The following is a 21,984-nucleotide window of genomic DNA, read 5'->3' as shown; positions in this document are numbered from 1 at the left end:
AAGGACATCTATGCAAAACGGAAAGAACCATAGTACAGAAGGAACGGGTGCCACGGTTTGCTTAGGGATTCAAAAGGGTAGTGCGATGGTCCGTGTGCATGATGTAAAAGAAATAGCAAGAATGGCAAAAATGATGGATGCCATGCTGAATAGATCTTCGGTGTGTGTTTAGGTCATCAATCCATCGCACAAGTCTTTGGTGGAGATGTGATTCGCGTAGAGCAAAGGTGGGGTTTGTCTACGGTCTGAAAAGCGCTCTTAGAGCGCTTTTTTATTTAGCATCCGCAAGGATTGGGTGGTGTGACGACAACTGGTCGTTTATTAATATCAATCGTATCTTCTGCATAAAATGTGGAACCAATGCTGAGCGCACGATTTTCTGCGCGGAACGTATATGTACCTGCCGCAGGAAGTACTTTATGTGAAAGCTGTAATGTATATTGCGAACTTCCAAATAAATCCATTCTAGCCGGAATGCGGACTGTTTTTCCGCTATTCAAAATGTAACTATCTTTTAATGCTTTTCCGTTAAAGATGTCTTTTGTTGTGGCTTGAAAGCCTGCAGGCAATGTAAACTCAATGGCACCGATACTTAGGACTGAATTTGGACGGTATGTCAACTCAATGTCAGAAAAAGACCATTCCTGCTTACTTGCTCCTGTAATTTTCGCATAAAGTGCAGCTGGTCTTGCATTGGTCGAAGCTTTGCCTTCTTCCGTCTGGGCTCCTTCAGCAGATGCGGCAAGTGGTACCGATAGTGCCATGACCAGTGTAAGCATCCCCATCATTAAGATTGTCCATGTTTTTTTCATTTCTTCCTTCCCCCTTGGTTGATTATAGGTAAATAATAGATGATAACATCCATTATTTACCTATAAGGTTACCATATTCCTATGTTCCATTAAATGGTATATTATACCCTTATTTTGTTTATTTGTTTAGTAATAGCGGGGAAGGAACGCATTAGGTTGATTCATTCCGTAAGCGTGGCCTGCCATATGATGGTGTGGCATCATCATATTCATATCTTGATACCCGTAAGGCTGCTGATATGGAGGCATCCCATATCCACCATAGTGACCTAAATGATGGTGATCTTTCATTGGAACATGTGAAAATGGATCATGCTGATTCGTAAACGGAGAATATGGTGAATGGTGGTGTGGATAGTGTCCGCTATAAGCATCTTTTTTACCAGTATGATAATGGTTTGGCATATTCATATGCTCATGCATGTTTGGTGCGATCACATGTTCATGATTGGCTGTATACACATTTTCAAACGTGTGATAGGGATTTCCTTGGTGGTAATGATTGGTCTGGTTATTCATATTGTTCATTTTGTATCTCATCCTTTTTGTCAGGTTGCCATATCCTATGAGGATTACCCGTTTCATGAGCCTATCCATATGAAAGAAAAAGTGAATCACACAAGAAAAAAACCGGCTTTTCAGCCGGGAAAACAAAAAGCAGGTGAAGCGTCAAACACTAAAATGAGAAGCTATGTTTTCTTCTGCGACGCTTCTTACAGCTGCTGCAGACACTTTTAGGATAATAGTAGGGATCGTAGCTTCTAGAAGTATCCCAAAAATCGCTCTCAAACCAATCATCTTTTTTATGATAATACTTCTTTTCTTTACATGGATCAACATGGCGATGATCGTCATGCTTCTCATAACAGTTTGAGTGGGAATGTTTGCACTTGCATTTGCATTTGTACATTGTCATCCCTCCTAAATGTGACTCAATGCTAGTATATGCACGAAAGGTATACGAGGACTGGATGGTGGTGCTTCTTTTGTAAAAAAGGCTTTTTCTTTAAAATCTCAAATGAAAAGAATTGACTAGTGCTAAAATAACGTGATAAAATATAAATTTTTATCTTCTGATGAAATGTGTTATAATCATATTTGTGAATACTTTCGGAGGTGGCGGATTTGTTTCAAATAGGTGATAAAATTGTTTATCCTATGCATGGAGCCGGTGTGATTGAAGGAATGGAAGAAAAAGAGATTTTAGGTAAGACGGAGGAATATTTTCTGATTCAAATGCCGAATATGCAGATGATGATCCCAAGAGGCAGAATCAATCAACTAGGTATACGTCCGGTCGCTGATCAAGCAACGCTGAAAGTTGTGATGAACAATTTTGCAGAAGAAACAAACGACGACACGCTTACTTGGAAGCAACGATATGATGAAAATCTGAAAAAACTAAAAACAGGTACGATCGAAGATGGTGCAGACGTTGTGAAAGATCTGATGAGACGAAATCAGAAGAAAGCATTAAATTCAAGTGAAAAGAAGATGCTTGAAGATGCACGAGGCATGTTAGTGAGTGAAATTTCACTTGCACAAGGGTTATCGCAAGATGAAGTGCTAACAGTCTTAGAGAATGAATTAAGAGTGTAATGATGGATACAGTAATTGGCTGTAAACAGAAGGTATACGCCTTTTGTTTACAGCTTTTTTGTTTGAAAAAAGAGCAATATTTCCATTTTTGCAGGAGGTTTTGACTAAAACTAAAATAAGGTCATTGGATTTAGTTGTTACTTGCAAAAGGAGCGTTTCAAAGAAGTCTGAAATACCTAGACAACATAAAAAAACAGGTAAGTTCTCCTGATTCATTAAAAAGAACCGGACATTCTTTGAATTCTCTTGGCCATTGATAGTAAAATAATGCGATAAGATGGCATCTAAGAGAATAAAAAGGAGCGGTGAAATGAAAAGGCTACTTATATGTGGATTCATCTTTCTGATCCTGTGTGCTCTTCTAATGGTGAAATGCAGCCATTCCATTCAAGAAAAAAAAGAGCAAAAACAACATCATGAAGAAGTAGAAAAGTATAAGAAAGAGCGAAAAAAAGGTGATCAATATGAAAGTTTTAAACAGCTCATACAACATGAAAGAGACGGCTATGACATAGAATTTCACGAAAAGGGTGGTAGTGATTTACTCGTATTTTCTCCTCATGGAGGTGAAATCGAACCAGGAACAAGTGAAATTGTAGAAGCATTTCAAGAGAGGTACTCTACGTATTTGTTTGAAGGTACGAAACAAGACAACAATCGAGACTTGCATATCACGAGTACAAAGTTTGATGAACCCATTTTGGTTCAAATGATTAAAACGTATCCCTTTTCTATTTCCATCCACGGCTATAAAAGTGATAAAAGGCATACGCTAGTTGGCGGGACAAACCAAAAAATGCAAAGAGCTGTTGTGCGAGAATTAAAAGATCGTGGCTTTTCCGCAGAAATGGTGCAAGAAGGGGAGCGGCTTTCTGGAACAGATCCCAAAAACATTAATAATCAAAATGCAAGTGGTGAAAGTGTTCAGCTAGAAATCAGTACGGCGCAGAGAGAAGCCTTTTTTGACAATTTTGATACGAGAAAAGGAAAGAAGAAAGCATTCAGACGCTATATCAGTGCCTTAAAAGAAGTGCTAAGAGAATTCGATCCATCTTCGTAGAAAAAGATTTTGATGGGCAAAAGTACTCTATTTAAACTTGGTAAAAAAGATAGAAATATGCGAATTGAAGATAAAATATGTAATAAATGACAATTTGCCTTAAAAACATAAATTATGTAAAATAATAGTTATCAGTTTGATATGATAGAATGGGGCTGAAGTGGATGGCACACAAAATACCATCTTCCGAAGTAGGTGTAAAGATCAATCAATGGTACACGCATATTTGCAAATTTGAAGTCGAACAGGCAAACGACATGAAGCGCCTTGTTGAAGAAGAAATTCATGAGATGGAAGAGGATCAAGATTTATTACTTTATTATTCTCTAATGGATTTTCGCCATCAAATGATGCTTCAGCACTTAGCGCCAGTCCATGCAGGGAGTGAAACGCTTCAAGCTGTGTCCTTTCCTAAAGAAATTGAAGATGCAGAAGATGAGATGACGGGCTTACTGGGCTATTACTTTCATTTTTTCCATGGGATGTATGCGTTTATCCAGCGCCGATATATCGAGGCCATTTCATATTACAAGCATGCGGAACATCAACTGATCTTGGTGACAGATGAGATCGAAAAAGCGGAATTTTACTATAAAATTGCTGAAGTATACTATCATATGAAACAAACCTATTTCTCTATGCACTATGCCAAAATAGCGAGAGACATCTATAAGAAACATCAGCTTTATGGAAAAAGAAGCATTCAATGTGATTTTGTGATGGCAGGTAATTGGATTGATGTAAGTCAGCACCAAAAAGCGCTGCCTTATTTAGAAAAAGCGTTAAAAGTCTGTGAAGCGATGGAAAGCCAAGAATGCACATCTTATTTTAAAGCGATGGCTCTTAATAATTTAGGAACTTGTCATTATAGTATGGGCACGTACCATACAGCGACTGTCTTTTTTGAGCAAGCCATTTCACTTTATCAAAAAGATCAAGCAGCCACGATGATAAAATCATTGTTTTCACTTGCTCTTACTTGTTTTAAACTCGGAGATATGGAGCGAGCGAGTGAGGCCATAATCAAAGGAATGAATCAGGCTTGTTTATTGGGAGATGAGATTTATCAGTTGAAATTCCAATTTTTGCAGGCACTCTATATAGAGAAAGACAGCGGTGATCAATTGAGATCGACACTGTTTAGTCTAAGAAGCAAAAAATTGTTTGCTGATTTAGAGGAATTAGCACTTGATGCGGCTAATTATTATAAGGAACGCGACATGTACAAGGAATCTTCCACTTTTTTTGAAATTGTGATCGAAGCGCGTACGCACATTCAAAAAGGAGATGAGATGTATGAGAACGAAGCATAACATGTCAGCTGCTCAAGTAGATGAAAGACTTCACACATAAAAACAGATAAACAACACCCTTTACGAAAAAACGTAAAGGGCTTTTTTATTTATTCTTTAATCGCTTTCTCTGCGTCAATTGCACCTGCTCCATAAATCATTGGATCATCTCCAGACCACTTGCTTGTATTTTCTATTAATAGGGCTTTGACATCATCAGGTGTTAAATCCGGGGAATGCTCTAAAACTAGAGCGCAAATACCGGCGCAAATCGGTGTTGCCATTGATGTGCCAGATAGCGTCGTATAATCATCATCGACTCTGCTTGATTTATCTAGTTTATCCAAAAAGGATCTTGGTGATCTGAGGGAGACGATGTTGACTCCTGGTGCGAGGATATCTGGCTTTGCTTCACCATAGACAGTTGGACCTCTGCTCGAAAATGGTGCCACGACATCGTCACTTGATTCTCGTGTATTTCGGTCATCATAGGCGCCGACCGTAATGACTTTTTGACTAACAGCCGGGCTCGCGATCGTTTGACTGTTAGGACCAGAGTTACCGGCAGCAACGCACACAACAATGCCTTGATCCCAAGCCGCATTGACAGCGCGCACCATCGGATCATCTTGTTCATCATCATAACGCTGAGCCTCTCCGCCTAGTGACATACTCATAATATGAATTGGATCATCGGGATGGTCTTCGTTGAACTGTATGCACCACTCAACACCTTCTATAATAGTAGAAAGGGATCCAGCGCCTTGTTTATTTAGCACTTTCACGCCAATGAGATTTGCTTTTGGGGCAGGCCCCTTGTATAAGCCGTCTGAGGCGGCTCCGTCTCCAGCCACATCTCCAGCGCAGTGAGTACCGTGCCCATTATCGTCATAAGGCTTCGTTTTTTGTTTGACTAAATCCACAAATCCGCGAATCCGTCCATCTAAATCTTCATGCGGATAAATCCCCGTGTCAATGACAGCCACCGTAATGCCTTCCCCGGTTAATGTCGTGCCATTTCGGATGACTTGATCAGCATGACTTGCTTGTGTTGCGACATCGAGCAGCGCATGAACTTGTCGGTCTAAATAAATCTTTCGAATATGCTCCCCATTCGCTAACAGTTCCTCTAAAGCAGCAGGTGTCAGATCAGCTGCGCAGCAATCGATGTGCGAAAAGTGCTGTTTTATCTTTGTTTTTCTACTTTTTTTCATTAGTTGCTTTGTGCTTTGAATACCTGCTTCGACCGCATCCTTCTTAAATTCAATGATCACACGTAGCTTCTTTTTCTTCTTTAATCTTCCTTCAAAAAAACGATGAAGAAAGCAAGGCGTCCACTTAAAAGGTTTATAGAGGTGAAGGACGGTTTCTCTTAAAGGTTGATCCAGTTTACTAGCATGCGTTCTGACCATTTGCACCATGGAAAATCCAAACATGTGATGCCCTCCATTCTAGCTATCAATTCTCGTACACTCTTACGTTATGAGACTGAAAGCTGCTTTGTTCGGATTCTTGTCCCTCCTTTTCTTCATATTGGCGGCTTGCTCATTTCTTCTAAAAAGAAAAACGCTTACATTTTGTAAAATAATAGAAAAAGGTGGAAATCATGTAGAATCTGCCGATGATAGGTGGGAGAGTTCTTCTTAAAGAACCAGTGAAACAATGGATTTTGCAGAAAAAAAGGGGGGACTAGACAGGGTCAATGCTCATACAAATGTGATACGTCACAGATGAAAAAAATCAAATTCGCATAAAAAAAAGCTGAATTAAAGAAAACAGACTGGGTAGGACTAGGTCATTTTAAACATAACTTCATTTGTTTGTCATACTATTCTAACTCTGTTTTCAAACAGGAGAGACGTTTCTGTGTATATAAATGCAATTATCTTATTTTTGAGGAATCTCATGATCTAGAGTGTTATGATCAAATTTGAAGAGAAAATGTGGAAAAAATGAAAAGAAATGATGATTCAATATTAATCATAGAAACGGCTTAGAAATCTGTTAAAGGAGAACGGGAATGAAGAAGTTTTTTGCTTTGCTTCTCCTGCTTGCGATCGGATGGGGCGTTTATTATACCATGCAAGCACAGGAACATGATGAGCCAGTGTCATCAGGTGGGGAAGACGAAAGCGGTTCAAATGATATTTATCGCAATTTTAAAGAACTGGAAGAGAACGAATCAACAAGCAGTTATCAAATTATATCCAACCCAGTGCCCGGCAGCCGTCTTCTTGTGATGTCACCCCATGGCGGGAGAATTGAAGGCGGCGTTAGCGAGATCGTCCATTTTTTTGATAACGATTTTTCTACGTATTTATTTGAAGGTTTAAGAGAGAATGCGTCAGAACTTCATATTACTAGCACAAACTTTGATGAACCAATCGGAGTCGCACAGGCAAAAGCACATGATTATGTATTAGCGGTGCACGGATATAGAGGTGAGGAAGGAATTGACCATACTCTTGTAGGTGGAACCGATTACAACCGTGCAGAGAAAATCGTGAACTCATTAGAGCGGAATGGATTTTCTGCTGAACTTGCTGTTGCACACGCAACCCTAAGCGGAACAAGCAATCATAATATTAATAATCTTACAAAAACAGGGCAAAGTGTGCAGCTTGAGATTAGTAGAAGTCAACGTGAAGCTTTATTTGAAAGTTTCGATTTTCGAAGGCGGTCGAGTACGAAAAATGAAGCATTCTATCGTTATGTCAGGGCGATTCGGACGGTGCTGGATGAAGAATATACATAAGATTGTGCACATCTTAAGACAAGCAGGGTGAATCTTGTTACACTATAAAAAGTGATAACAAAAGGAGAGACGGATATGGCGCGTCATCATTTTCATCTTCAGGCAAACTGGCCTGGTCTACGTAACGATGTTGGCACAATTGCATGTGAGCAATTAAAAACGAAGATTTCGATTCCAAAAGAAATGGATGGTCCGGGCATTGGAACAAATCCAGATGAGATGCTCTTAGGTGCAGCGGCCACGTGTTATATCATTACACTTGCTGCCATGATGGAGCGGAGTCAATTAGAGAAAGAGGATCTATCGATGAGCTCTGAGGCCGTCGTAGATGTGACAAATGGTGTGTTTACGTATGAGAAAATCATTCATCGACCTGTCATTATCCTCAAAGAGTCCGCTTCTGCGCATGATATTGAACTAGCCCGTAAGCTTGCACATAAAGCCGAAAGCTCATGTATGATCTCAAGAGCTGTTCAGGGAAATGTGGACATTTCCTTAGAGGAAACCATTCAAGTCGGCCGTTAAGGCAAAAAAGTCATTTTCTCTTTTACATGGAGAAAATGACTTTTTTTATGACGTCCATTCGGTTTGATCCATTTGTCCTTTGTTTTCTTCCTTTTGTTTCTTGGACTGGTTTAAGACAATCACACCGCATATCACAAGTGCAAGACCGATGAAGCCTTTCATATGAATGGTTTCGTTAAACAACATGAGTCCTACAAGAGCGGTGAGTGCTGTTCCGACGCCAGACCATGTGGCATAGGCGGATGAGAGCTCAATTGTTTTAAGCGCCAAACTAAGAAAAGTAAAGGCACATCCAAATCCGATCAGCACCCCAATACTCGGCAGCACTTGGGTAAAACCTTGCGAAAGCTTCAGCATGGTACTGCCAAAAACCTCCGTCAAAATGGCCCCTGTTAAATAGAGCATTCCTTTCATGATCCCCTCACATCCTCTATGACATATTGATAAGTACGACCCCTGAGACAAGCATCGCCATTCCAATAATTGCTTTTCGGTTCAAGGTTTCTTTGAAAAAGAGCACGCCAAAAAAAGCCGTGAGGACGGTACCAACCCCAGACCATGTTGCGTACGACATGCTAAGTGGAATGATATTAAGTGTTAATGACAGCATGTAAAAAGCAAGTGAATAGCCAGCGACAACGACAGCGCTAGGTTTGAAGCGCGTAAAACCATTTGATAGTTTTAACATCGCCGCCCCAATCGCTTCTGAAAAAATGGCAACAGCCAAAAAAAGATATCCGAGGATCATCATCATCCCTCCTCTAATATGTGTAAAATCCGATGAAGTAAAAGGGTTTTGTCCTTTCGGTTCAGTGGTTCAAGCTGAAACATTTCTGAAAACCATATCCCATCACATGTAAGGCGGATCAGTTGGCTCAGCGCAGGATCATTTATTTCCTCTGCTGCTTTCTCTTTAAACTCCGCATAAAAATCACGCCAAGGGTTCAATAACGCTTCATCAAATGACATGGTGGCCAGCATGCTTGTACATAACTGGGTCGTGTTTTGCATATCAAGATCATTTAATGTCGCCAAAATATATGCACGTACATAAGGAGCCTTTTCGTTTTTGTATGTTTCCTGATACGACTCAAGCTGCTGACGAAAGCAGACAATCGCGTGCTCATTCATTTTTTGGATGAGCTCTTCCTTGCTTGAAAAATGATAAAGCAGGCCGGCCTTGGTCATATTTGCATGCTCTGCTACATGCTGAAGGGTAAGCTGACTTAATCCTTCTTTTAAAATCGTACGAGCAGCTGCCTCGAAAATTTGCTCTTTTTTGGTTTTAGACATAAAAAAACACCTACTTTACTGAACGGTCGGTAAAGTAAATGTTAACTCATGAAAAACTAATGTGTCAATCGATTCATTTTATGAAAGGTTGTTTTCACTAAAAATTCATATTTAATAATAAGGGTATGGTCCATATGGCGGGTATGGTGGTGGATAAGGATAGCCATATCCATAACCTGGAGCAAGCAGGGACCCTGCAAGTAGTCCTCCGGCAAAACCACCTAAAAATGGAGGTCCAAAAAAGCCAGGTCTCCCAAACCCAAAGCCAGGTCTTCCAAACCCAAAGCCAGGGCCTCCAAAACCAAACCCAGGGCGTCCAAATCCAAAAGGTCTTCTCATGTCTTCTTGAATAAACGGCGGTGATTCAAAATAATTCATAAAAAAAGGCTCCTCTCTCATAAAATCACTGTAACTGACATCAGTGTATTCAAATGGCCTACATGTGTTTGGGTGACCGCCTAATATAAGGAGGAATGTCAAAAATGGGCCTGTATCCATCTGATTGGGCAAATTGTCCGCCGCATGCTCATGCATATAAAGCACGTACGGATGTAATAGAAGAGCATTATCATTTAATAGAAGGGATCTCTCAGCCTGTAAATGGAAGCAGTACTGACAAGCATACGCATTACTATCGCGGGGTCACCTCTTTTGAAAGGGGCCATTTTCACAGATACTATGGCATCACAGGGCCTGCTATCCCAAGAGCTGATGGCACACATTATCACGAAATTCAGGAAGTCACATATTCTGCTTATACAGATCCTGTCCCCATCCGATACGGAGGTGTCGTCTATAGTCCAGATCAAGAGAGGCCAACGCATACCCATCGTTTAAAAGGAAAAACATATGAAGTGGTCGGAAATGAACCACTCGGCTGGTGATGGGCATTATATAGGAGAGAAAGAGAAGTTATGCTATACTGTAGGCAGTTTGTAAAAGAGAGTGATGTTATGAAAAAAGTGAAACAACCAGTGATTGTGTTAGTAGGACCGACGGCAGTCGGCAAAACAAAGCTGAGCATTGATATAGCCAAAGCATTTAATGGAGAGATCATCAGCGGGGATTCTATGCAGATTTATAAAGGAATGGATATTGGAACAGCTAAAATCACCCCTGAAGAAATGGATGGCGTCCCGCACCATCTAATCGATATGAAACAGCCGGACGAATCATTTTCTACAGCTGAATTTCAGCAGCTTGTCCGTTTGAAAATCAAAGAGATTGCGGGTAGAGGAAAAACGCCAATGATTGTCGGTGGAACAGGTCTGTATATTCAATCTGTTTTATATGATTACACATTTACCGAAGAGAAAAGTGACCCCGCCTTTAGAGAGGAAATGACGCTGTTTGAACAGCAGCATGGGCCGCTTCAGCTGCACGAAAAGCTAAAGGCAGTAGATCCTGACGCTGCAAAAGCGATCCATCCGAATAACGTCCGCCGTGTGATCCGGGCGCTAGAGGTGATACATACAACCGGTCAGAAAATGTCTGAGATGCAAAACGGGCACCAGGAGGTTCCTCTTTATGACACAGCCTTCATTGGGCTGAAAATGGAGCGAGCGCTTTTGTACGAGCGCATTCATCAAAGAATTGATATGATGTTAGATGAAGGCTTAATGGAAGAAGTGAGAGCGCTATATCAATCTGGTTTGAAGGATTGTCAATCTGTTCAAGCGATTGGTTATAAAGAATTGTATGCCTATTTTCAAGGTGACTGCTCTCTTGATGAAGCCATCCGGCAATTAAAGCAAAATTCCCGACGATATGCGAAGCGTCAGTTTACGTGGTTCCGTAATAAAATGGATGTCACTTGGTTCGACATGACACCGCCTTGCCACTTTTCAGACAAAAAAGAGGAAATTTTCGCATATATAGCAGGAAAGCTTGGACTTAAAGCGAAACTGTAGTTATCAGAATCAAGGAGGACGAAACATGAAACCGATTAATATTCAGGACCAATTTTTGAATCAGATCCGCAAAGACAATACATTTGTCACCGTATTTTTACTGAATGGCTTTCAGCTTCGCGGTCAAGTGAAGGGATTTGACAATTTCACAGTGCTGCTTGAGACAGAAGGGAAGCAGCAGCTTATTTATAAACACGCCATTTCTACATTTGCACCTCAAAAGAATGTAAATTTAGAATTAGAATAGGATATGTTCGACCTAATAGCCCCATGCATCTGCGAATAAACCGGCCGGAACCCGCTACGTTTTTTGTCAGTGCAGAGGGGCTATTTTGCATGCCGTGAAACTTTTCTGTCTATTTTGCGTATAATCCCTTATTGGATATGAAGAAAGGTGAGGGGAATGATATGGAAAATACAGAGCTTGAATTAAGAAGGATTAGAGTGATCCTTTTATTGATTGGGATTGTTGTCTTATTTGGATCGTGCGCCATTTCAAACATTGAAACGAGACAGGAAAGCTGGCATAACCATTCTTATCAAAATGATAATGGAAATATAGAAGGCCTTTTACAATCAGCTGTTGCACTAAAAAATAATCACTTTGCAGTTGTGAAAGATGATGAAGTACATGTGTACCGGTTTGATGAAAAAAAAGGGGAGCTGACCCTCGTTAAAACGGAATACATAGATGAATGGGATGAAGAATATGATGATGGGCTTGATGAAGAGTAAGCACGTCAATTTACAAATGTATGTGAAGTCGCTACACTATAATCATGCATCAGACATCTAGACAGAAAAGGATGAGTTCATGACACACAAAATTAAAATTAATCACTGGGAACAAACTTGTGAAGACGACTCCTGTTTCGAATATGGAACAAGTGTTTCTGTAAATGGCAAAGAATTAGTCAGAGAAGCTTCAATCGTTTCTGCGCTTGAAGCGGTGCTAAAAGAATTAGGTGTTGAAGTGGAAATAACAGAAGTGTCAGAAGATTTACAGTGCGATGCCTACAAAAAATAAAACAAAAAGTCTAGTCTACTAAGCGATTTTTTTTCGTGTTATGATAGATTTCGGTTTCAGTTGAATAGGGAGTAGAGCAGTCTATTTTTAGATCCTGTTCTGCTCTATTTATTTGAACGTACGAGTTCGGCTATGAATGTTCGGCCGGGTTGGTTGATTTTTTTCGTTTCGAACATCTATATGTTGTGTTTTAAAAAAACATAGTATACTATATATAGTGAATAACGAAATGATCAACAATACTAAAAACTAGGTCGTGATGGAATTGATTCAAATCGTATTTGATTCAAAAACAGGAAATGTTCAACGCTTTTTGGACAAGACCCCTTTTACAGACAAACGAAGATTGACTGGAGAAGAGTTTTTGGATACGCCGTTTATTCTCGTCACCTTTACGACAGGATTTGGACAAGTCCCTAGTACCACTCAGTCCTTTTTAGAGAAAAATGCTCACCTTTTATTAGGTGTAGCGGTGAGTGGCAACAAAGTGTGGGGAGATAATTTTGCAAAAAGCGCCGATACGATTTCTAAACAATATCAAGTTCCTATTTTGCACACCTTTGAACTAAGCGGAACAAAAAGGGATGTTGAATTGTTTACACAGGAGGTAGAAAGAATTGTCACAAAATCAGGTTCCAAAGTGGATACAGTTAAATAACGAGATTATGATTCAAAAAGAAGGAAAGTTTCAGTTCGATAAGGACAAAGAAGCTGTACATAGTTACTTCGTAGATTATATTAATCAAAACACGGTCTTCTTTCACAACTTAGAAGAGAAGATTGATTACTTAATAGAAAACGACTACTATGAAGAAGAATTTTTAAGACAATACAGCATGGCAGATATTAAAGAAGTATTCGAAGCTGCATATGCCAAAAAATTTAGATTCCCATCATTTATGAGTGCGTTTAAGTTTTACAATGATTATGCACTGAAAACAAATGATAAAAAGAAAATCCTTGAACGCTATGAAGACCGCATTTCAGTTGTGGCTCTTTTCTTCGCGGGCGGAGACAAAGAAAAAGCACTTGAATTTGTTGAACTGATGATCAACCAAGAGTATCAGCCAAGTACACCAACATTCTTAAACGCTGGACGTAAAAGACGTGGTGAGCTTGTGAGCTGCTTCTTGCTTGAAGTGAATGACTCTTTAAACGATATTTCAAGAGCGATTGATATTTCCATGCAGCTTTCGAAACTAGGCGGCGGCGTCAGTTTGAACCTGTCAAAACTTCGTGCAAAAGGCGAAGCAATCAAAGATGTAGAAAACGCGACAAAAGGTGTCGTAGGTGTGATGAAGCTTCTTGATAATGCTTTCAGGTATGCAGATCAAATGGGACAAAGACAAGGGTCAGGCAGTGCCTACCTTAATATTTTCCACAGAGATATCAATGATTTCTTAGACACGAAAAAAATCTCTGCCGATGAAGATGTACGTGTGAAAACACTTTCCATTGGTGTTGTCATCCCAGATAAATTTATCGAGCTAGCAAGAGAAGACAAAACAGCTTACACTTTCTATCCGCACACAGTCTATAAAGAATATGGACAGCATCTTGATGAGATGGACATGGAAGAAATGTATGACGAGCTTGTGGAAAACCCGAAAGTCAAAAAAGAAAAAGTCAATCCGAGAAAGCTTCTTGAAAAATTGGCTGTTTTGCGCTCAGAATCAGGCTATCCATATATCATGTTCCAAGATAATGTGAATAGAGAGCATGCGCTGAACCATATTTCACGTGTGAAATTCTCAAACCTTTGCTCAGAAGTACTTCAAGCTTCAGAGGTGTCTTCTTACATGGACTATGATCAAGAAGATGAGATCGGGCTAGATATTTCTTGTAACCTTGGTTCATTAAATATCATGAATGTCATGAAAAACAGATCAATTGAAAAAACAGTCAAGCTTGCAACAGACTCGTTAACGCTTGTGTCTGAAACAACGGATATTCGCAATGCACCGGCTGTTAGAAAAGCAAACAAAGCAATGAAATCAATCGGGCTTGGTGCGATGAACCTTCACGGTTATTTAGCTCAAAACCAAATGGCATATGAAAGTGAAGAAGCAAGAGATTTCGCTAATACGTTCTTTATGATGGTAAACTATTACTCGATTAAACGCTCAAGTGAGCTTGCAAAAGAAAAAGGTGAAACATTCCATCGTTATGAGGGTTCTGGCTATGCAACTGGTGAATACTTCAATAAATACGTGGAGAATGATTTCACACCAAAAACAGAAAAAGCGGCAGCGCTATTTGAAGGCATGCACATTCCAACAAAAGAAGACTGGGCAGCACTTAAAGAATTTGTAGCGGAAAATGGAATGTACCATAGCTATAGACTATGTATTGCACCAACAGGCTCGATTTCTTATGTTCAATCGGCAACAGCATCTGTTATGCCAATTATGGAACGTATCGAAGAAAGAACATACGGCAACAGCAAAACATATTACCCAATGCCTGGTCTTTCAGCGCAAAACTGGTTCTTCTATAAAGAAGCGTACGATATGGACATGTTTAAAGTGGTTGATATGATCGCAACGATTCAGCAGCACGTCGATCAAGGAATCAGCTTTACATTATTCCTAAAAGATACGATGACAACGCGTGACTTAAACCGCATTGATCTTTATGCACACCATAAAGGCATTAAGACACTTTATTATGCAAGAACGAAGGATACAGGGCAGGAAGGCTGTCTTTCTTGTGTTGTTTGATTAAAGGAGAGTTTAACGTGACAAAAATTTATGATGCAGCCAACTGGTCAAAACACGAAGACGATTTTACACAAATGTTTTACAACCAAAATGTGAAGCAGTTCTGGCTTCCTGAAGAGATTTCCTTAAACGGGGATCTCTTAACATGGAAGTATTTAGGTGAAAAAGAGCGAGATACGTACATGAAGGTACTTGCTGGACTGACTTTACTTGATACAGAACAAGGAAATACAGGTATGCCGATTGTGGCAGAACATGTAGACGGTCATCAGCGTAAAGCGGTGTTAAACTTTATGGCGATGATGGAAAATGCGGTACATGCGAAATCATACTCAAATATCTTCATGACACTTGCACCAACTGAAACCATTAGTGAAGTGTTTGAATGGGTCAAGAAAAATAAATTCTTGCAAAAGAAAGCAGATATGATTGTAGGTCTATACCGTTCCATTCAAAAGGATGATCCTATTTCCTTGTTTAAAGCAATGGTTGCTTCTGTTTATTTAGAAAGCTTCTTATTTTATAGCGGTTTTTACTACCCGCTTTATTTCTATGGACAAGGAAAGCTCATGCAAAGTGGTGAAATCATTAACTTGATTTTGCGTGATGAAGCGATTCACGGTGTGTACGTTGGATTATTAGCGCAAGAAATTTACAACAAACAAACACCTGACGTGCAAAAAGAGCTATATGATTTCTCCATTGATTTGCTGAACGAGCTTTATGAAAATGAGCTTCATTACACTGAGGATATTTATGACCAAGTCAATTTATCGCATGATGTGAAAAAGTTCATTCGTTACAATGCCAATAAAGCGTTAATGAACCTTGGATTTGCCCCTTACTTTGAAGAAGAAGAGATTAACCCGATTGTATTGAACGGACTCAATACAAAAACAAAGTCACATGATTTCTTCTCAATGAAAGGGAACGGCTACAAAAAAGCAACAGTTGAGCCGTTAAAAGATGACGACTTCTTCTTTGGAGATGAATCATAACTAAAACGCAAAAGTCAAAACGCATCACTCGTTTTGGCTTTTTGCCATTTCTTACAACGTGTTACATACTGGAGGTTACCGAACATGGGAAAAATGGATGAAATCATTTTAGTCGCACCGCGCAAACGTGTTTTCCAAAACGAAACACTTGCGTTTAATGGTGTGAATAGTGAAGAGGAAACAATCAAAACGATCATGAAAGAAATCGAAGAGCACTTCGAGCAGATGCGAAGAGGGGATGCAGAAGAAAATCCTGACTTCAAGCAGCCGATTCCTTATGTCGTCATTAAGCGTAAAGACGAAGTGTATGTATATGAAAGACTTCAAGGCGGGGGAGAGACAAGATTACATCATAAGTTATCTCTTGGTTTTGGTGGTCATATGAATTTTATCGAAGGAAAAGATTTTGCTGAAATCCTAAAAGAAAATACGGATCGTGAGCTGGACGAGGAACTTTCGATTCAAGAAGAAGACAAACTTGAAATGAAAACCCTTGGATTAATCAATGATGATGACAACAGTGTCGGCCGTGTGCATATTGGGCTGTTATCAGCACTTGAATTATCACCTGGTGCTCATGTGGAAGTAAAAGAAACAGATCAAATCTCAGGAAAATGGATGAAAGTAGCAGACTTGAAAAAGCCTGAATACTTCGATCGTCTTGAAACGTGGTCACAATTTGTCGTGAATATCTTAGCATAAATCAATAGACAACAAACCGGCTCTGCAATGACTTGAGCCGGTTTGTTTCATTATAACAGCTTCAGTTTATTGGAAAACGAATGCGTCGTGACCGACCTGCTTCAATCTGACTACGAGGTCATCCGCATTTTGCTTTGAACGAAAAGCCCCAGCCTGCACGCGGAACATACCGCCTTCTAGTACGACTAATGCTTCGAATCCTTTGGATCTAAGCGTGGCAGCCAGCTCATCAGCATTGGCTTTTACCTTAAATGCCCCGGCCTGAACTTTATAAAGATTACCTGCTTTTTTTTTCAACTGAAAGGCCTTCTCTAATCCATTGGCATGAGCGCGAGCGATGCCTTGAAGGAAGGAAGCATTGCGGAGCTTATTTGCATCAGCTGTCGTATCAATGAAACCGTTTTCAGTTAAAATAGCGGACATAGAAGTTTCCCGAAGAACGTGGAAGTTCGCAGTTTTCTTGCCTCGGTCGGCAAAATCAACCGAGCGGACAATTTCATCATGAAGGGCATTGCGATACGTGGTGGTTGGTGCTGAAATGCCAGGATACACATAGCTTTCAAAACCTGTTCCCCCGCCAGCATTAATATGAATAGACACGAAATAGTCAGCTCCCCAGCTATTTGCCGCATTCGTACGCTGGGATAAAGTGACGGATTGGTCAATTGAACGACTTAAGCGGACGGAAACCCCATCATATTCACTAATCAAGATATCTCTTAGTAAAAGCGCAATTTGAAGTGTTATATTTTTCTCCAAAAGTCCATTAGCAGCAGCTCCAGAATCTGTTCCTCCGTGGCCAGGATCAATAAAAATTTTCACCATCTATTCATCACCTCGTCTTTATTTTATGAGAAAATAGAAGAATTGCCTGTACAAAATGCGGAAATCATTGAGACTCTTTTCTGCATAATTTGTGATGAAAAAGCTACATTTTTCTAAGAAAAAGCAAATTATTGGTTTGTCCGCCCAAAATGGATGAATACAATAGAAATAGCACATCATTTCCTGGGAAACCGCAGAATCCCCTACAATATTCGGTATCTCGGGTCATTTTGACAGCAAACCTGGGCTTAAGCGGGCGATTGTCACGATTACAGCTCCACCCGAATAGAATAAAGAGAGAAGAGCGAGAGGTGAATACGTTGGAGCGAGCTGTCACATATAAAAACAACGGCCAAATCAATATTATACTTAACGGACAAAAGCAAGTATTGGTTGATGCAGACTCAGAGGCAGAATACCTAGAAGCCTTGCAGAAAAATGAGGCAAAACACAGCATCTTACGGGAAATAGAGCGTGAAATGAACAGCCTTGTCGGTATGGATGAAATGAAACGAAACATAAAAGAGATTTATGCCTGGATTTTTGTCAATCAAAAAAGACAGGAACAAGGATTAAAGGTAGGAAAACAAGCGCTTCATATGATGTTCAAAGGGAATCCAGGGACAGGGAAAACAACGGTTGCGAGGCTTGTCGGAAAGCTATTTTTTGAAATGAATGTCCTCTCAAAGGGGCACTTAATTGAAGCCGAACGCGGTGATCTCGTCGGAGAGTACATTGGGCATACTGCGCAGAAAACAAGGGATTTAATTAAAAAATCACTAGGCGGCATCTTGTTCATTGACGAAGCCTATTCTCTTGCCCGCGGAGGAGAAAAGGATTTTGGGAAAGAAGCGATTGATACCCTAGTAAAACATATGGAAGACAAACAGCACGAATTCATTCTCATTCTTGCTGGCTACTCCAAGGAAATGGACCATTTTCTATCATTAAACCCCGGCCTTCAATCAAGATTTCCAATCAATATCAGCTTTCCTGATTATACAGTCGATCAGCTCATGGATATTGCAAAACGAATGATGGCTGACAGGGAATATGTATTTACCCAAGAAGCAGAATGGAAGCTGCGAGATTATTTGATGCACATTAAGAGTACGACAAGCCCTGCAAAATTCAGCAATGGCCGGTTTGTGCGAAACACCATTGAAAAAGCCATTCGAACCCAGGCGATGAGACTGCTTCTTGTTGATCATTACGATAAAAAAGATTTGCTTACCATTAAAAGTCACGACCTTCAAATGAAAGAGGATACGCCTTCTTGAAATGGCGTATCCTTTTTGTGAAGAGACGCTAAAATAAACCTTCCGAATAGTGGTATACGTGTGATGTGTTTGGTATGATGGTACTACTGAAAACTTAAGTACAGAAAGGAAACAACTGACGTTGAATGAACATGAAATGACTGAAAAAGCGATCCTTGTCGGCTGTCAATTGCCACATGTAACGGATGAACGCTTTCAATACTCAATGGAAGAATTAGCTTCCTTAACTAAAACAGCTGGCGGTGAAGCTGTCAGCGTGATGACGCAGAAAAGAAATAGACAGGACAGCGCAACATACATCGGAAAAGGGAAAGTAGAAGAGCTGGAAGTACTTTGCGAGGAATTAGCATGTGATGTCATTATTTTTAACGACGAGCTTTCTCCAAGCCAGTTAAAAGCTTTGGCGACTGCCCTAGATGTGAAAATTATTGATCGTACGCAATTGATTTTAGACATCTTTGCCAAAAGAGCCCGTACAAGAGAGGGGAAGCTGCAAATAGAGCTTGCCCAGCTTCAGTATGCCTTGCCGAGACTAAGTGGACAAGGGATCAGCCTTTCAAGACAAGGGGGCGGGATTGGCGCAAGAGGTCCAGGTGAAACAAAACTTGAAACAGATAGACGCCATATTCGCAACCGCATTCACGAAATTAACGGGCAGTTATCTGCAGTGAAAGAACACCGAACAAGATACCGAGAACGTCGGAAGAAAAATGGCGTTTTTCAAATTGCCATTGTCGGCTATACGAATGCCGGAAAATCCACTTTGTTTAACCAGTTAACAGATGCTGATAGCCATGAAGAAGATTTGCTGTTTGCGACACTTGATCCAATGACACGTAAGATGACATTAGAATCTGGCTACAGCGTGCTGATTTCAGATACAGTTGGTTTTATTCAAGACCTCCCAACAACACTCATTGCAGCATTTCGCTCCACACTCGAAGAAGTGAAGGAAGCAGATTATTTGCTTCATGTGATCGATTCTTCTAATGAGGATTACGAAGGACACGAACGGACGGTTCATGAGCTTTTAGAGGAATTAGAAGCAGACCGTATTCCTATGCTGACCGTCTATAACAAAGAAGATCAAATCAGATCGGATTTTATCCCATCTTCAAAGCAACGACATATTTTAATCAGTGCTAGACGCGAGGGAGATGTGAAGCGGTTGAAAGCGGATATTATGGCTGAGCTGAAAAATAACTTTTTAAAGCCATATCACGTGAAGATTCCAGCGTATGAAGGGAAGCTCATATCCGCATTAAAGTCAGAAACACTCGTGGAGTCACTAGAATTTCAAAAAGAAGCAGAGCTTTATGACATCACTGGATTTAGTGGTGAGGAGCAGACCATATTAGGTCAAATCAAGAAGTATATGTTGTAGGAAAGGAATTAAATGAAGATGTTTCACACTTTAAAACATGGCACCATTTTAGAACAAGTAGCAGCAGAAACAGAACAAGAGATTTTACGCATGCATCAGCAAATTGATCAAACGAGCGAACAAAATGAGTGGAGAGTGCTTGAAAGCTACCGAAAGCATAAAGTCAGTGACTCTCACTTTAATCCGACAACTGGATATGGCTATGATGATATGGGAAGAGACACATTAGAAAAGATCTATGCGGATGTATTCGGAGGAGAAAGCGGTCTTGTGCGCCCGCAAATTATTTCCGGAACACATGCAATTTCCATTGCCTTATTCGGTGTGCTAAGACCTGGCGATGAATTGATCTACATGACAGGGAAGCCATACGACACCCTAGAAGAAATTGTCGGGATTCGCGGGAAAGAAGGGACAGGCTCATTAAAAGACTTCAAGATTGACTACAAAGCCATTGATTTGCGCCAAGACGGATCAGTCGATTACGACAAAGTAAAAGAGTCTATTTCCTCTAAAACAAAAGTTATCGGCATCCAGCGTTCAAAAGGCTATGCGTCAAGACCTTCCTTTACAATAGAAGAAATTGAGCAAATGATTTCATTTGTGAAGGAGATCAATGAAGAGATCATTGTGTTTGTTGACAACTGTTATGGTGAATTTACTGAATTACAAGAGCCATGTCATGTGGGAGCAGACCTCATGGCTGGTTCTCTTATTAAAAACCCAGGCGGCGGCCTTGCCAAAACAGGCGGCTACATCGTTGGAAAAGAAAAATGGGTAGAAGCTTGCTCTTATCGAATGACAGCTCCAGGCATCGGCAGTGAAGCGGGTGCATCGCTGTATGCGCTCCAGGAAATGTATCAAGGATTTTTCTTAGCCCCGCATGTCGTTGCGCAAAGCTTAAAGGGCGCAGTGTTTACAGCTCGTTTTCTTGAAAAGCTTGGGTTTCAAACAAACCCAGTGTGGAATGCGAAAAGAACGGACTTGATTCAATCTGTAGAATTTGGAGATCCTAAAAAAATGATTGCGTTCTGCCAGGCCATTCAATATGCATCTCCGATCAACAGTCACGTCACACCGTATGCAAGCTATATGCCGGGCTATGAGGATGACGTCATTATGGCAGCTGGCACTTTTGTGCAAGGAGCTAGTATCGAATTATCAGCCGATGGTCCGATCAGACCGCCTTATACCGCCTACGTTCAAGGCGGCCTTACGTATGCCCATGTGAAAAATGCGATTTGCAGTGCTGTAGATGCCTTATTGGAACAAGGTTTTATTGAAGTACCTACTCGATAAAAAAATCCATGTTAATATTCCTAACATTTCGTTGACACATAATATAACATGACATATAATAAATTTAAGCAAAGAGGAGGAGACAGTTGAGATGAGTGATAACATTCGCCGCTCAATGCCTTTATTCCCAATTGGGATTGTCATGCAGCTAACAGAATTATCTGCAAGACAAATTCGCTATTATGAGGAAAATGGTTTAATATTTCCAGCAAGAAGTGATGGGAATCGCCGATTATTTTCTTTCCATGATGTTGATAAATTATTAGAAATTAAAAACCTCATCGAACAAGGTGTAAACATGGCAGGAATCAAAAAGCTTTTTGCCAAAGCTGAGGCGGAGAATCCTGCGTCTGAAACAAAGACTGAGGAGAAAACCACAGCGAAGCACAACTTGACAGATGATGAACTCAGGAAGCTACTGAAGAAGGAACTCATTCAGGCTGGACGTTTCCAACAAGGAACGACCTTTAGGCAGGGGGATATGTCAAGGTTCTTCCGTTAAC

The 21,984-nt window shown here is 40.4% G+C and carries 26 protein-coding genes and 2 pseudogenes; 20 read left to right on the top strand and 8 right to left on the bottom strand.

Annotation, left to right across the window (positions count from 1 at the left end; all coding sequences use genetic code 11):
• Together BA70_RS20660 and BA70_RS20050 are read left to right on the top strand one after the other, a co-directional pair.
• Window positions 1-172 (top strand): annotated as a pseudogene (locus BA70_RS20660) (hypothetical protein); the annotation flags it as partial.
• Window positions 154-225: pseudogene (locus BA70_RS20050) on the top strand (glutamine amidotransferase-related protein); the annotation flags it as partial. The pseudogenes BA70_RS20660 and BA70_RS20050, both read left to right, overlap by 19 nt.
• Window positions 226-275: 50 nt before the next feature.
• Here the strand turns inward: BA70_RS20050 and bslA are convergent.
• Together bslA and BA70_RS15805 are read right to left on the bottom strand one after the other, a co-directional pair.
• Window positions 276-812, bottom strand: a complete 537-nt coding sequence (bslA, locus tag BA70_RS15810; RefSeq protein ID WP_034324236.1) for a biofilm surface layer hydrophobin BslA — start codon at window positions 810-812, stop codon at window positions 276-278.
• Window positions 813-938: 126 nt separating this feature from the next.
• A complete protein-coding gene (locus BA70_RS15805) occupies window positions 939-1,340 on the bottom strand; it encodes a hypothetical protein (protein WP_034324233.1) in 402 nt (133 codons plus the stop codon).
• Between the two features lie 597 nt (window positions 1,341-1,937).
• On the opposite strand from BA70_RS15805, the gene BA70_RS15795 reads away from it, so the two are divergent.
• The 3 genes from BA70_RS15795 (at window position 1,938) to BA70_RS15785 (ending at window position 4,784) form a co-directional block, all read left to right on the top strand.
• Window positions 1,938-2,411, top strand: a complete 474-nt coding sequence (locus BA70_RS15795) for a CarD family transcriptional regulator (protein ID WP_034324229.1) — start codon at window positions 1,938-1,940, stop codon at window positions 2,409-2,411.
• A 310-nt stretch (window positions 2,412-2,721) separates the two neighbouring features.
• A complete protein-coding gene (locus BA70_RS15790; RefSeq protein WP_034324226.1) occupies window positions 2,722-3,471 on the top strand; it encodes a poly-gamma-glutamate hydrolase family protein in 750 nt (249 codons plus the stop codon).
• A gap of 164 nt (window positions 3,472-3,635) precedes the next feature.
• Window positions 3,636-4,784, top strand: a complete 1,149-nt coding sequence (locus BA70_RS15785; protein ID WP_034324223.1) for a Rap family tetratricopeptide repeat protein — start codon at window positions 3,636-3,638, stop codon at window positions 4,782-4,784.
• A gap of 89 nt (window positions 4,785-4,873) precedes the next feature.
• On the opposite strand, the gene BA70_RS15780 is transcribed toward BA70_RS15785, so the two are convergent.
• The gene (locus BA70_RS15780; RefSeq protein ID WP_034324221.1) at window positions 4,874-6,199 is read right to left on the bottom strand and encodes a S8 family peptidase; all 1,326 of its coding nucleotides are present in this window, start codon (window positions 6,197-6,199) and stop codon (window positions 4,874-4,876) included.
• A 584-nt stretch (window positions 6,200-6,783) separates the two neighbouring features.
• On the opposite strand from BA70_RS15780, the gene BA70_RS15775 reads away from it, so the two are divergent.
• Together BA70_RS15775 and BA70_RS15770 are read left to right on the top strand one after the other, a co-directional pair.
• Window positions 6,784-7,518, top strand: coding sequence for a poly-gamma-glutamate hydrolase family protein (locus tag BA70_RS15775; protein WP_034324218.1), 735 nt, complete (start codon window positions 6,784-6,786; stop codon window positions 7,516-7,518).
• A gap of 75 nt (window positions 7,519-7,593) precedes the next feature.
• Window positions 7,594-8,043 carry an OsmC family protein gene (locus tag BA70_RS15770; RefSeq protein ID WP_034324216.1) on the top strand — a complete coding sequence of 150 codons (450 nt, stop codon included), beginning with the start codon at window positions 7,594-7,596 and terminating at the stop codon, window positions 8,041-8,043.
• A 45-nt stretch (window positions 8,044-8,088) separates the two neighbouring features.
• Here the strand turns inward: BA70_RS15770 and erbB are convergent, their stop codons facing one another.
• The 4 genes from erbB to BA70_RS15750 form a co-directional block, all read right to left on the bottom strand.
• Window positions 8,089-8,457 carry an SMR family multidrug efflux transporter EbrB gene (gene erbB, locus BA70_RS15765; RefSeq protein WP_034324214.1) on the bottom strand — a complete coding sequence of 123 codons (369 nt, stop codon included), beginning with the start codon at window positions 8,455-8,457 and terminating at the stop codon, window positions 8,089-8,091.
• A gap of 16 nt (window positions 8,458-8,473) precedes the next feature.
• Complete coding sequence (erbA, locus tag BA70_RS15760) at window positions 8,474-8,791, bottom strand: SMR family multidrug efflux transporter EbrA (protein WP_034324211.1); 318 nt, start codon at window positions 8,789-8,791, stop codon at window positions 8,474-8,476.
• Window positions 8,792-8,793: 2 nt separating this feature from the next.
• A complete protein-coding gene (locus BA70_RS15755) occupies window positions 8,794-9,336 on the bottom strand; it encodes a TetR/AcrR family transcriptional regulator (RefSeq protein ID WP_034324208.1) in 543 nt (180 codons plus the stop codon).
• A 111-nt stretch (window positions 9,337-9,447) separates the two neighbouring features.
• On the bottom strand, window positions 9,448-9,714 hold the full coding sequence (locus tag BA70_RS15750; protein WP_034324205.1) for a hypothetical protein: 267 nt from the start codon (window positions 9,712-9,714) through the stop codon (window positions 9,448-9,450).
• Between the two features lie 104 nt (window positions 9,715-9,818).
• On the opposite strand from BA70_RS15750, the gene BA70_RS15745 reads away from it, so the two are divergent.
• From BA70_RS15745 to BA70_RS15705, 9 genes are all read left to right on the top strand, one after another.
• A complete protein-coding gene (locus BA70_RS15745; protein ID WP_034324203.1) occupies window positions 9,819-10,220 on the top strand; it encodes a YmaF family protein in 402 nt (133 codons plus the stop codon).
• A gap of 69 nt (window positions 10,221-10,289) precedes the next feature.
• A complete protein-coding gene (miaA, locus tag BA70_RS15740) occupies window positions 10,290-11,246 on the top strand; it encodes a tRNA (adenosine(37)-N6)-dimethylallyltransferase MiaA (RefSeq protein ID WP_034324200.1) in 957 nt (318 codons plus the stop codon).
• Window positions 11,247-11,271: 25 nt separating this feature from the next.
• Complete coding sequence (gene hfq / locus BA70_RS15735) at window positions 11,272-11,493, top strand: RNA chaperone Hfq (RefSeq protein WP_003211269.1); 222 nt, start codon at window positions 11,272-11,274, stop codon at window positions 11,491-11,493.
• Between the two features lie 161 nt (window positions 11,494-11,654).
• Window positions 11,655-11,981 (top strand): YmzC family protein, encoded by a 327-nt coding sequence (locus BA70_RS15730; protein WP_034324197.1) that lies wholly within the window; start codon window positions 11,655-11,657, stop codon window positions 11,979-11,981.
• A gap of 79 nt (window positions 11,982-12,060) precedes the next feature.
• On the top strand, window positions 12,061-12,273 hold the full coding sequence (locus BA70_RS15725; protein WP_003212415.1) for a hypothetical protein: 213 nt from the start codon (window positions 12,061-12,063) through the stop codon (window positions 12,271-12,273).
• 265 nt (window positions 12,274-12,538) lie between these two features.
• Window positions 12,539-12,931: a class Ib ribonucleoside-diphosphate reductase assembly flavoprotein NrdI gene (nrdI, locus tag BA70_RS15720; RefSeq protein ID WP_034324194.1), complete on the top strand. Its 393-nt coding sequence runs from the start codon at window positions 12,539-12,541 to the stop codon at window positions 12,929-12,931.
• Complete coding sequence (nrdE, locus tag BA70_RS15715; RefSeq protein WP_034324192.1) at window positions 12,891-14,993, top strand: class 1b ribonucleoside-diphosphate reductase subunit alpha; 2,103 nt, start codon at window positions 12,891-12,893, stop codon at window positions 14,991-14,993. The genes nrdI and nrdE overlap by 41 nt, the downstream gene beginning before the upstream one ends.
• Before the next feature lie 17 nt (window positions 14,994-15,010).
• On the top strand, window positions 15,011-15,991 hold the full coding sequence (gene nrdF / locus BA70_RS15710) for a class 1b ribonucleoside-diphosphate reductase subunit beta (RefSeq protein WP_034324190.1): 981 nt from the start codon (window positions 15,011-15,013) through the stop codon (window positions 15,989-15,991).
• Between the two features lie 84 nt (window positions 15,992-16,075).
• The gene (locus BA70_RS15705; RefSeq protein ID WP_034324187.1) at window positions 16,076-16,693 is read left to right on the top strand and encodes a hypothetical protein; all 618 of its coding nucleotides are present in this window, start codon (window positions 16,076-16,078) and stop codon (window positions 16,691-16,693) included.
• A gap of 66 nt (window positions 16,694-16,759) precedes the next feature.
• Here the strand turns inward: BA70_RS15705 and BA70_RS15700 are convergent, their stop codons facing one another.
• Window positions 16,760-17,518 carry an N-acetylmuramoyl-L-alanine amidase gene (locus tag BA70_RS15700; RefSeq protein ID WP_034324185.1) on the bottom strand — a complete coding sequence of 253 codons (759 nt, stop codon included), beginning with the start codon at window positions 17,516-17,518 and terminating at the stop codon, window positions 16,760-16,762.
• Window positions 17,519-17,838: 320 nt separating this feature from the next.
• Here BA70_RS15700 and spoVK point away from each other — a divergent pair, with 320 nt between their 5' ends.
• The 4 genes from spoVK to BA70_RS15680 all read left to right on the top strand — a co-directional run bounded on the left by spoVK (window position 17,839) and on the right by BA70_RS15680 (window position 21,983).
• Window positions 17,839-18,798 (top strand): stage V sporulation protein K, encoded by a 960-nt coding sequence (gene spoVK / locus BA70_RS15695; protein ID WP_024424083.1) that lies wholly within the window; start codon window positions 17,839-17,841, stop codon window positions 18,796-18,798.
• A gap of 121 nt (window positions 18,799-18,919) precedes the next feature.
• Complete coding sequence (gene hflX, locus BA70_RS15690) at window positions 18,920-20,182, top strand: GTPase HflX (RefSeq protein ID WP_034324182.1); 1,263 nt, start codon at window positions 18,920-18,922, stop codon at window positions 20,180-20,182.
• A gap of 18 nt (window positions 20,183-20,200) precedes the next feature.
• On the top strand, window positions 20,201-21,481 hold the full coding sequence (locus tag BA70_RS15685; RefSeq protein WP_034324242.1) for a methionine gamma-lyase family protein: 1,281 nt from the start codon (window positions 20,201-20,203) through the stop codon (window positions 21,479-21,481).
• 91 nt (window positions 21,482-21,572) lie between these two features.
• Complete coding sequence (locus BA70_RS15680; protein WP_034324181.1) at window positions 21,573-21,983, top strand: MerR family transcriptional regulator; 411 nt, start codon at window positions 21,573-21,575, stop codon at window positions 21,981-21,983.
• Window position 21,984 lies beyond the last annotated feature (1 nt).

Source organism: Bacillus zhangzhouensis, from assembly GCF_000715205.1.
In the GTDB taxonomy this organism is placed as follows: Bacteria; Bacillota; Bacilli; order Bacillales; family Bacillaceae; genus Bacillus; species Bacillus zhangzhouensis.
The sequence above is the reverse complement of the archived record's forward strand: the minus strand, read 5'-3'. Positions and strand labels throughout refer to the sequence as shown.

Bases quoted from the DNA above. Each gene is read 5' to 3' on its own strand.
- BA70_RS15745 (WP_034324203.1), top strand. From the start codon at position 9,819: ATGGGCCTGTATCCATCTGATTGGGCAAATTGTCCGCCGCATGCTCAT.
- BA70_RS15705 (WP_034324187.1), top strand. From the start codon at position 16,076: ATGGGAAAAATGGATGAAATCATTTTAGTCGCACCGCGCAAACGTGTT.
- BA70_RS15750 (WP_034324205.1), bottom strand. From the start codon at position 9,714: ATGAATTATTTTGAATCACCGCCGTTTATTCAAGAAGACATGAGAAGA.
- BA70_RS15685 (WP_034324242.1), top strand. From the start codon at position 20,201: ATGTTTCACACTTTAAAACATGGCACCATTTTAGAACAAGTAGCAGCA.
- BA70_RS15680 (WP_034324181.1), top strand. From the start codon at position 21,573: ATGAGTGATAACATTCGCCGCTCAATGCCTTTATTCCCAATTGGGATT.
- BA70_RS15805 (WP_034324233.1), bottom strand. From the start codon at position 1,340: ATGAACAATATGAATAACCAGACCAATCATTACCACCAAGGAAATCCC.
- BA70_RS15785 (WP_034324223.1), top strand. From the start codon at position 3,636: ATGGCACACAAAATACCATCTTCCGAAGTAGGTGTAAAGATCAATCAA.
- BA70_RS15770 (WP_034324216.1), top strand. From the start codon at position 7,594: ATGGCGCGTCATCATTTTCATCTTCAGGCAAACTGGCCTGGTCTACGT.
- BA70_RS15730 (WP_034324197.1), top strand. From the start codon at position 11,655: ATGGAAAATACAGAGCTTGAATTAAGAAGGATTAGAGTGATCCTTTTA.
- erbA (WP_034324211.1), bottom strand. From the start codon at position 8,791: ATGATCCTCGGATATCTTTTTTTGGCTGTTGCCATTTTTTCAGAAGCG.
- BA70_RS15700 (WP_034324185.1), bottom strand. From the start codon at position 17,518: ATGGTGAAAATTTTTATTGATCCTGGCCACGGAGGAACAGATTCTGGA.
- miaA (WP_034324200.1), top strand. From the start codon at position 10,290: ATGAAAAAAGTGAAACAACCAGTGATTGTGTTAGTAGGACCGACGGCA.
- bslA (WP_034324236.1), bottom strand. From the start codon at position 812: ATGAAAAAAACATGGACAATCTTAATGATGGGGATGCTTACACTGGTC.
- BA70_RS15755 (WP_034324208.1), bottom strand. From the start codon at position 9,336: ATGTCTAAAACCAAAAAAGAGCAAATTTTCGAGGCAGCTGCTCGTACG.
- BA70_RS15780 (WP_034324221.1), bottom strand. From the start codon at position 6,199: ATGTTTGGATTTTCCATGGTGCAAATGGTCAGAACGCATGCTAGTAAA.
- BA70_RS15790 (WP_034324226.1), top strand. From the start codon at position 2,722: ATGAAAAGGCTACTTATATGTGGATTCATCTTTCTGATCCTGTGTGCT.
- hfq (WP_003211269.1), top strand. From the start codon at position 11,272: ATGAAACCGATTAATATTCAGGACCAATTTTTGAATCAGATCCGCAAA.
- BA70_RS15775 (WP_034324218.1), top strand. From the start codon at position 6,784: ATGAAGAAGTTTTTTGCTTTGCTTCTCCTGCTTGCGATCGGATGGGGC.
- BA70_RS15725 (WP_003212415.1), top strand. From the start codon at position 12,061: ATGACACACAAAATTAAAATTAATCACTGGGAACAAACTTGTGAAGAC.
- erbB (WP_034324214.1), bottom strand. From the start codon at position 8,457: ATGAAAGGAATGCTCTATTTAACAGGGGCCATTTTGACGGAGGTTTTT.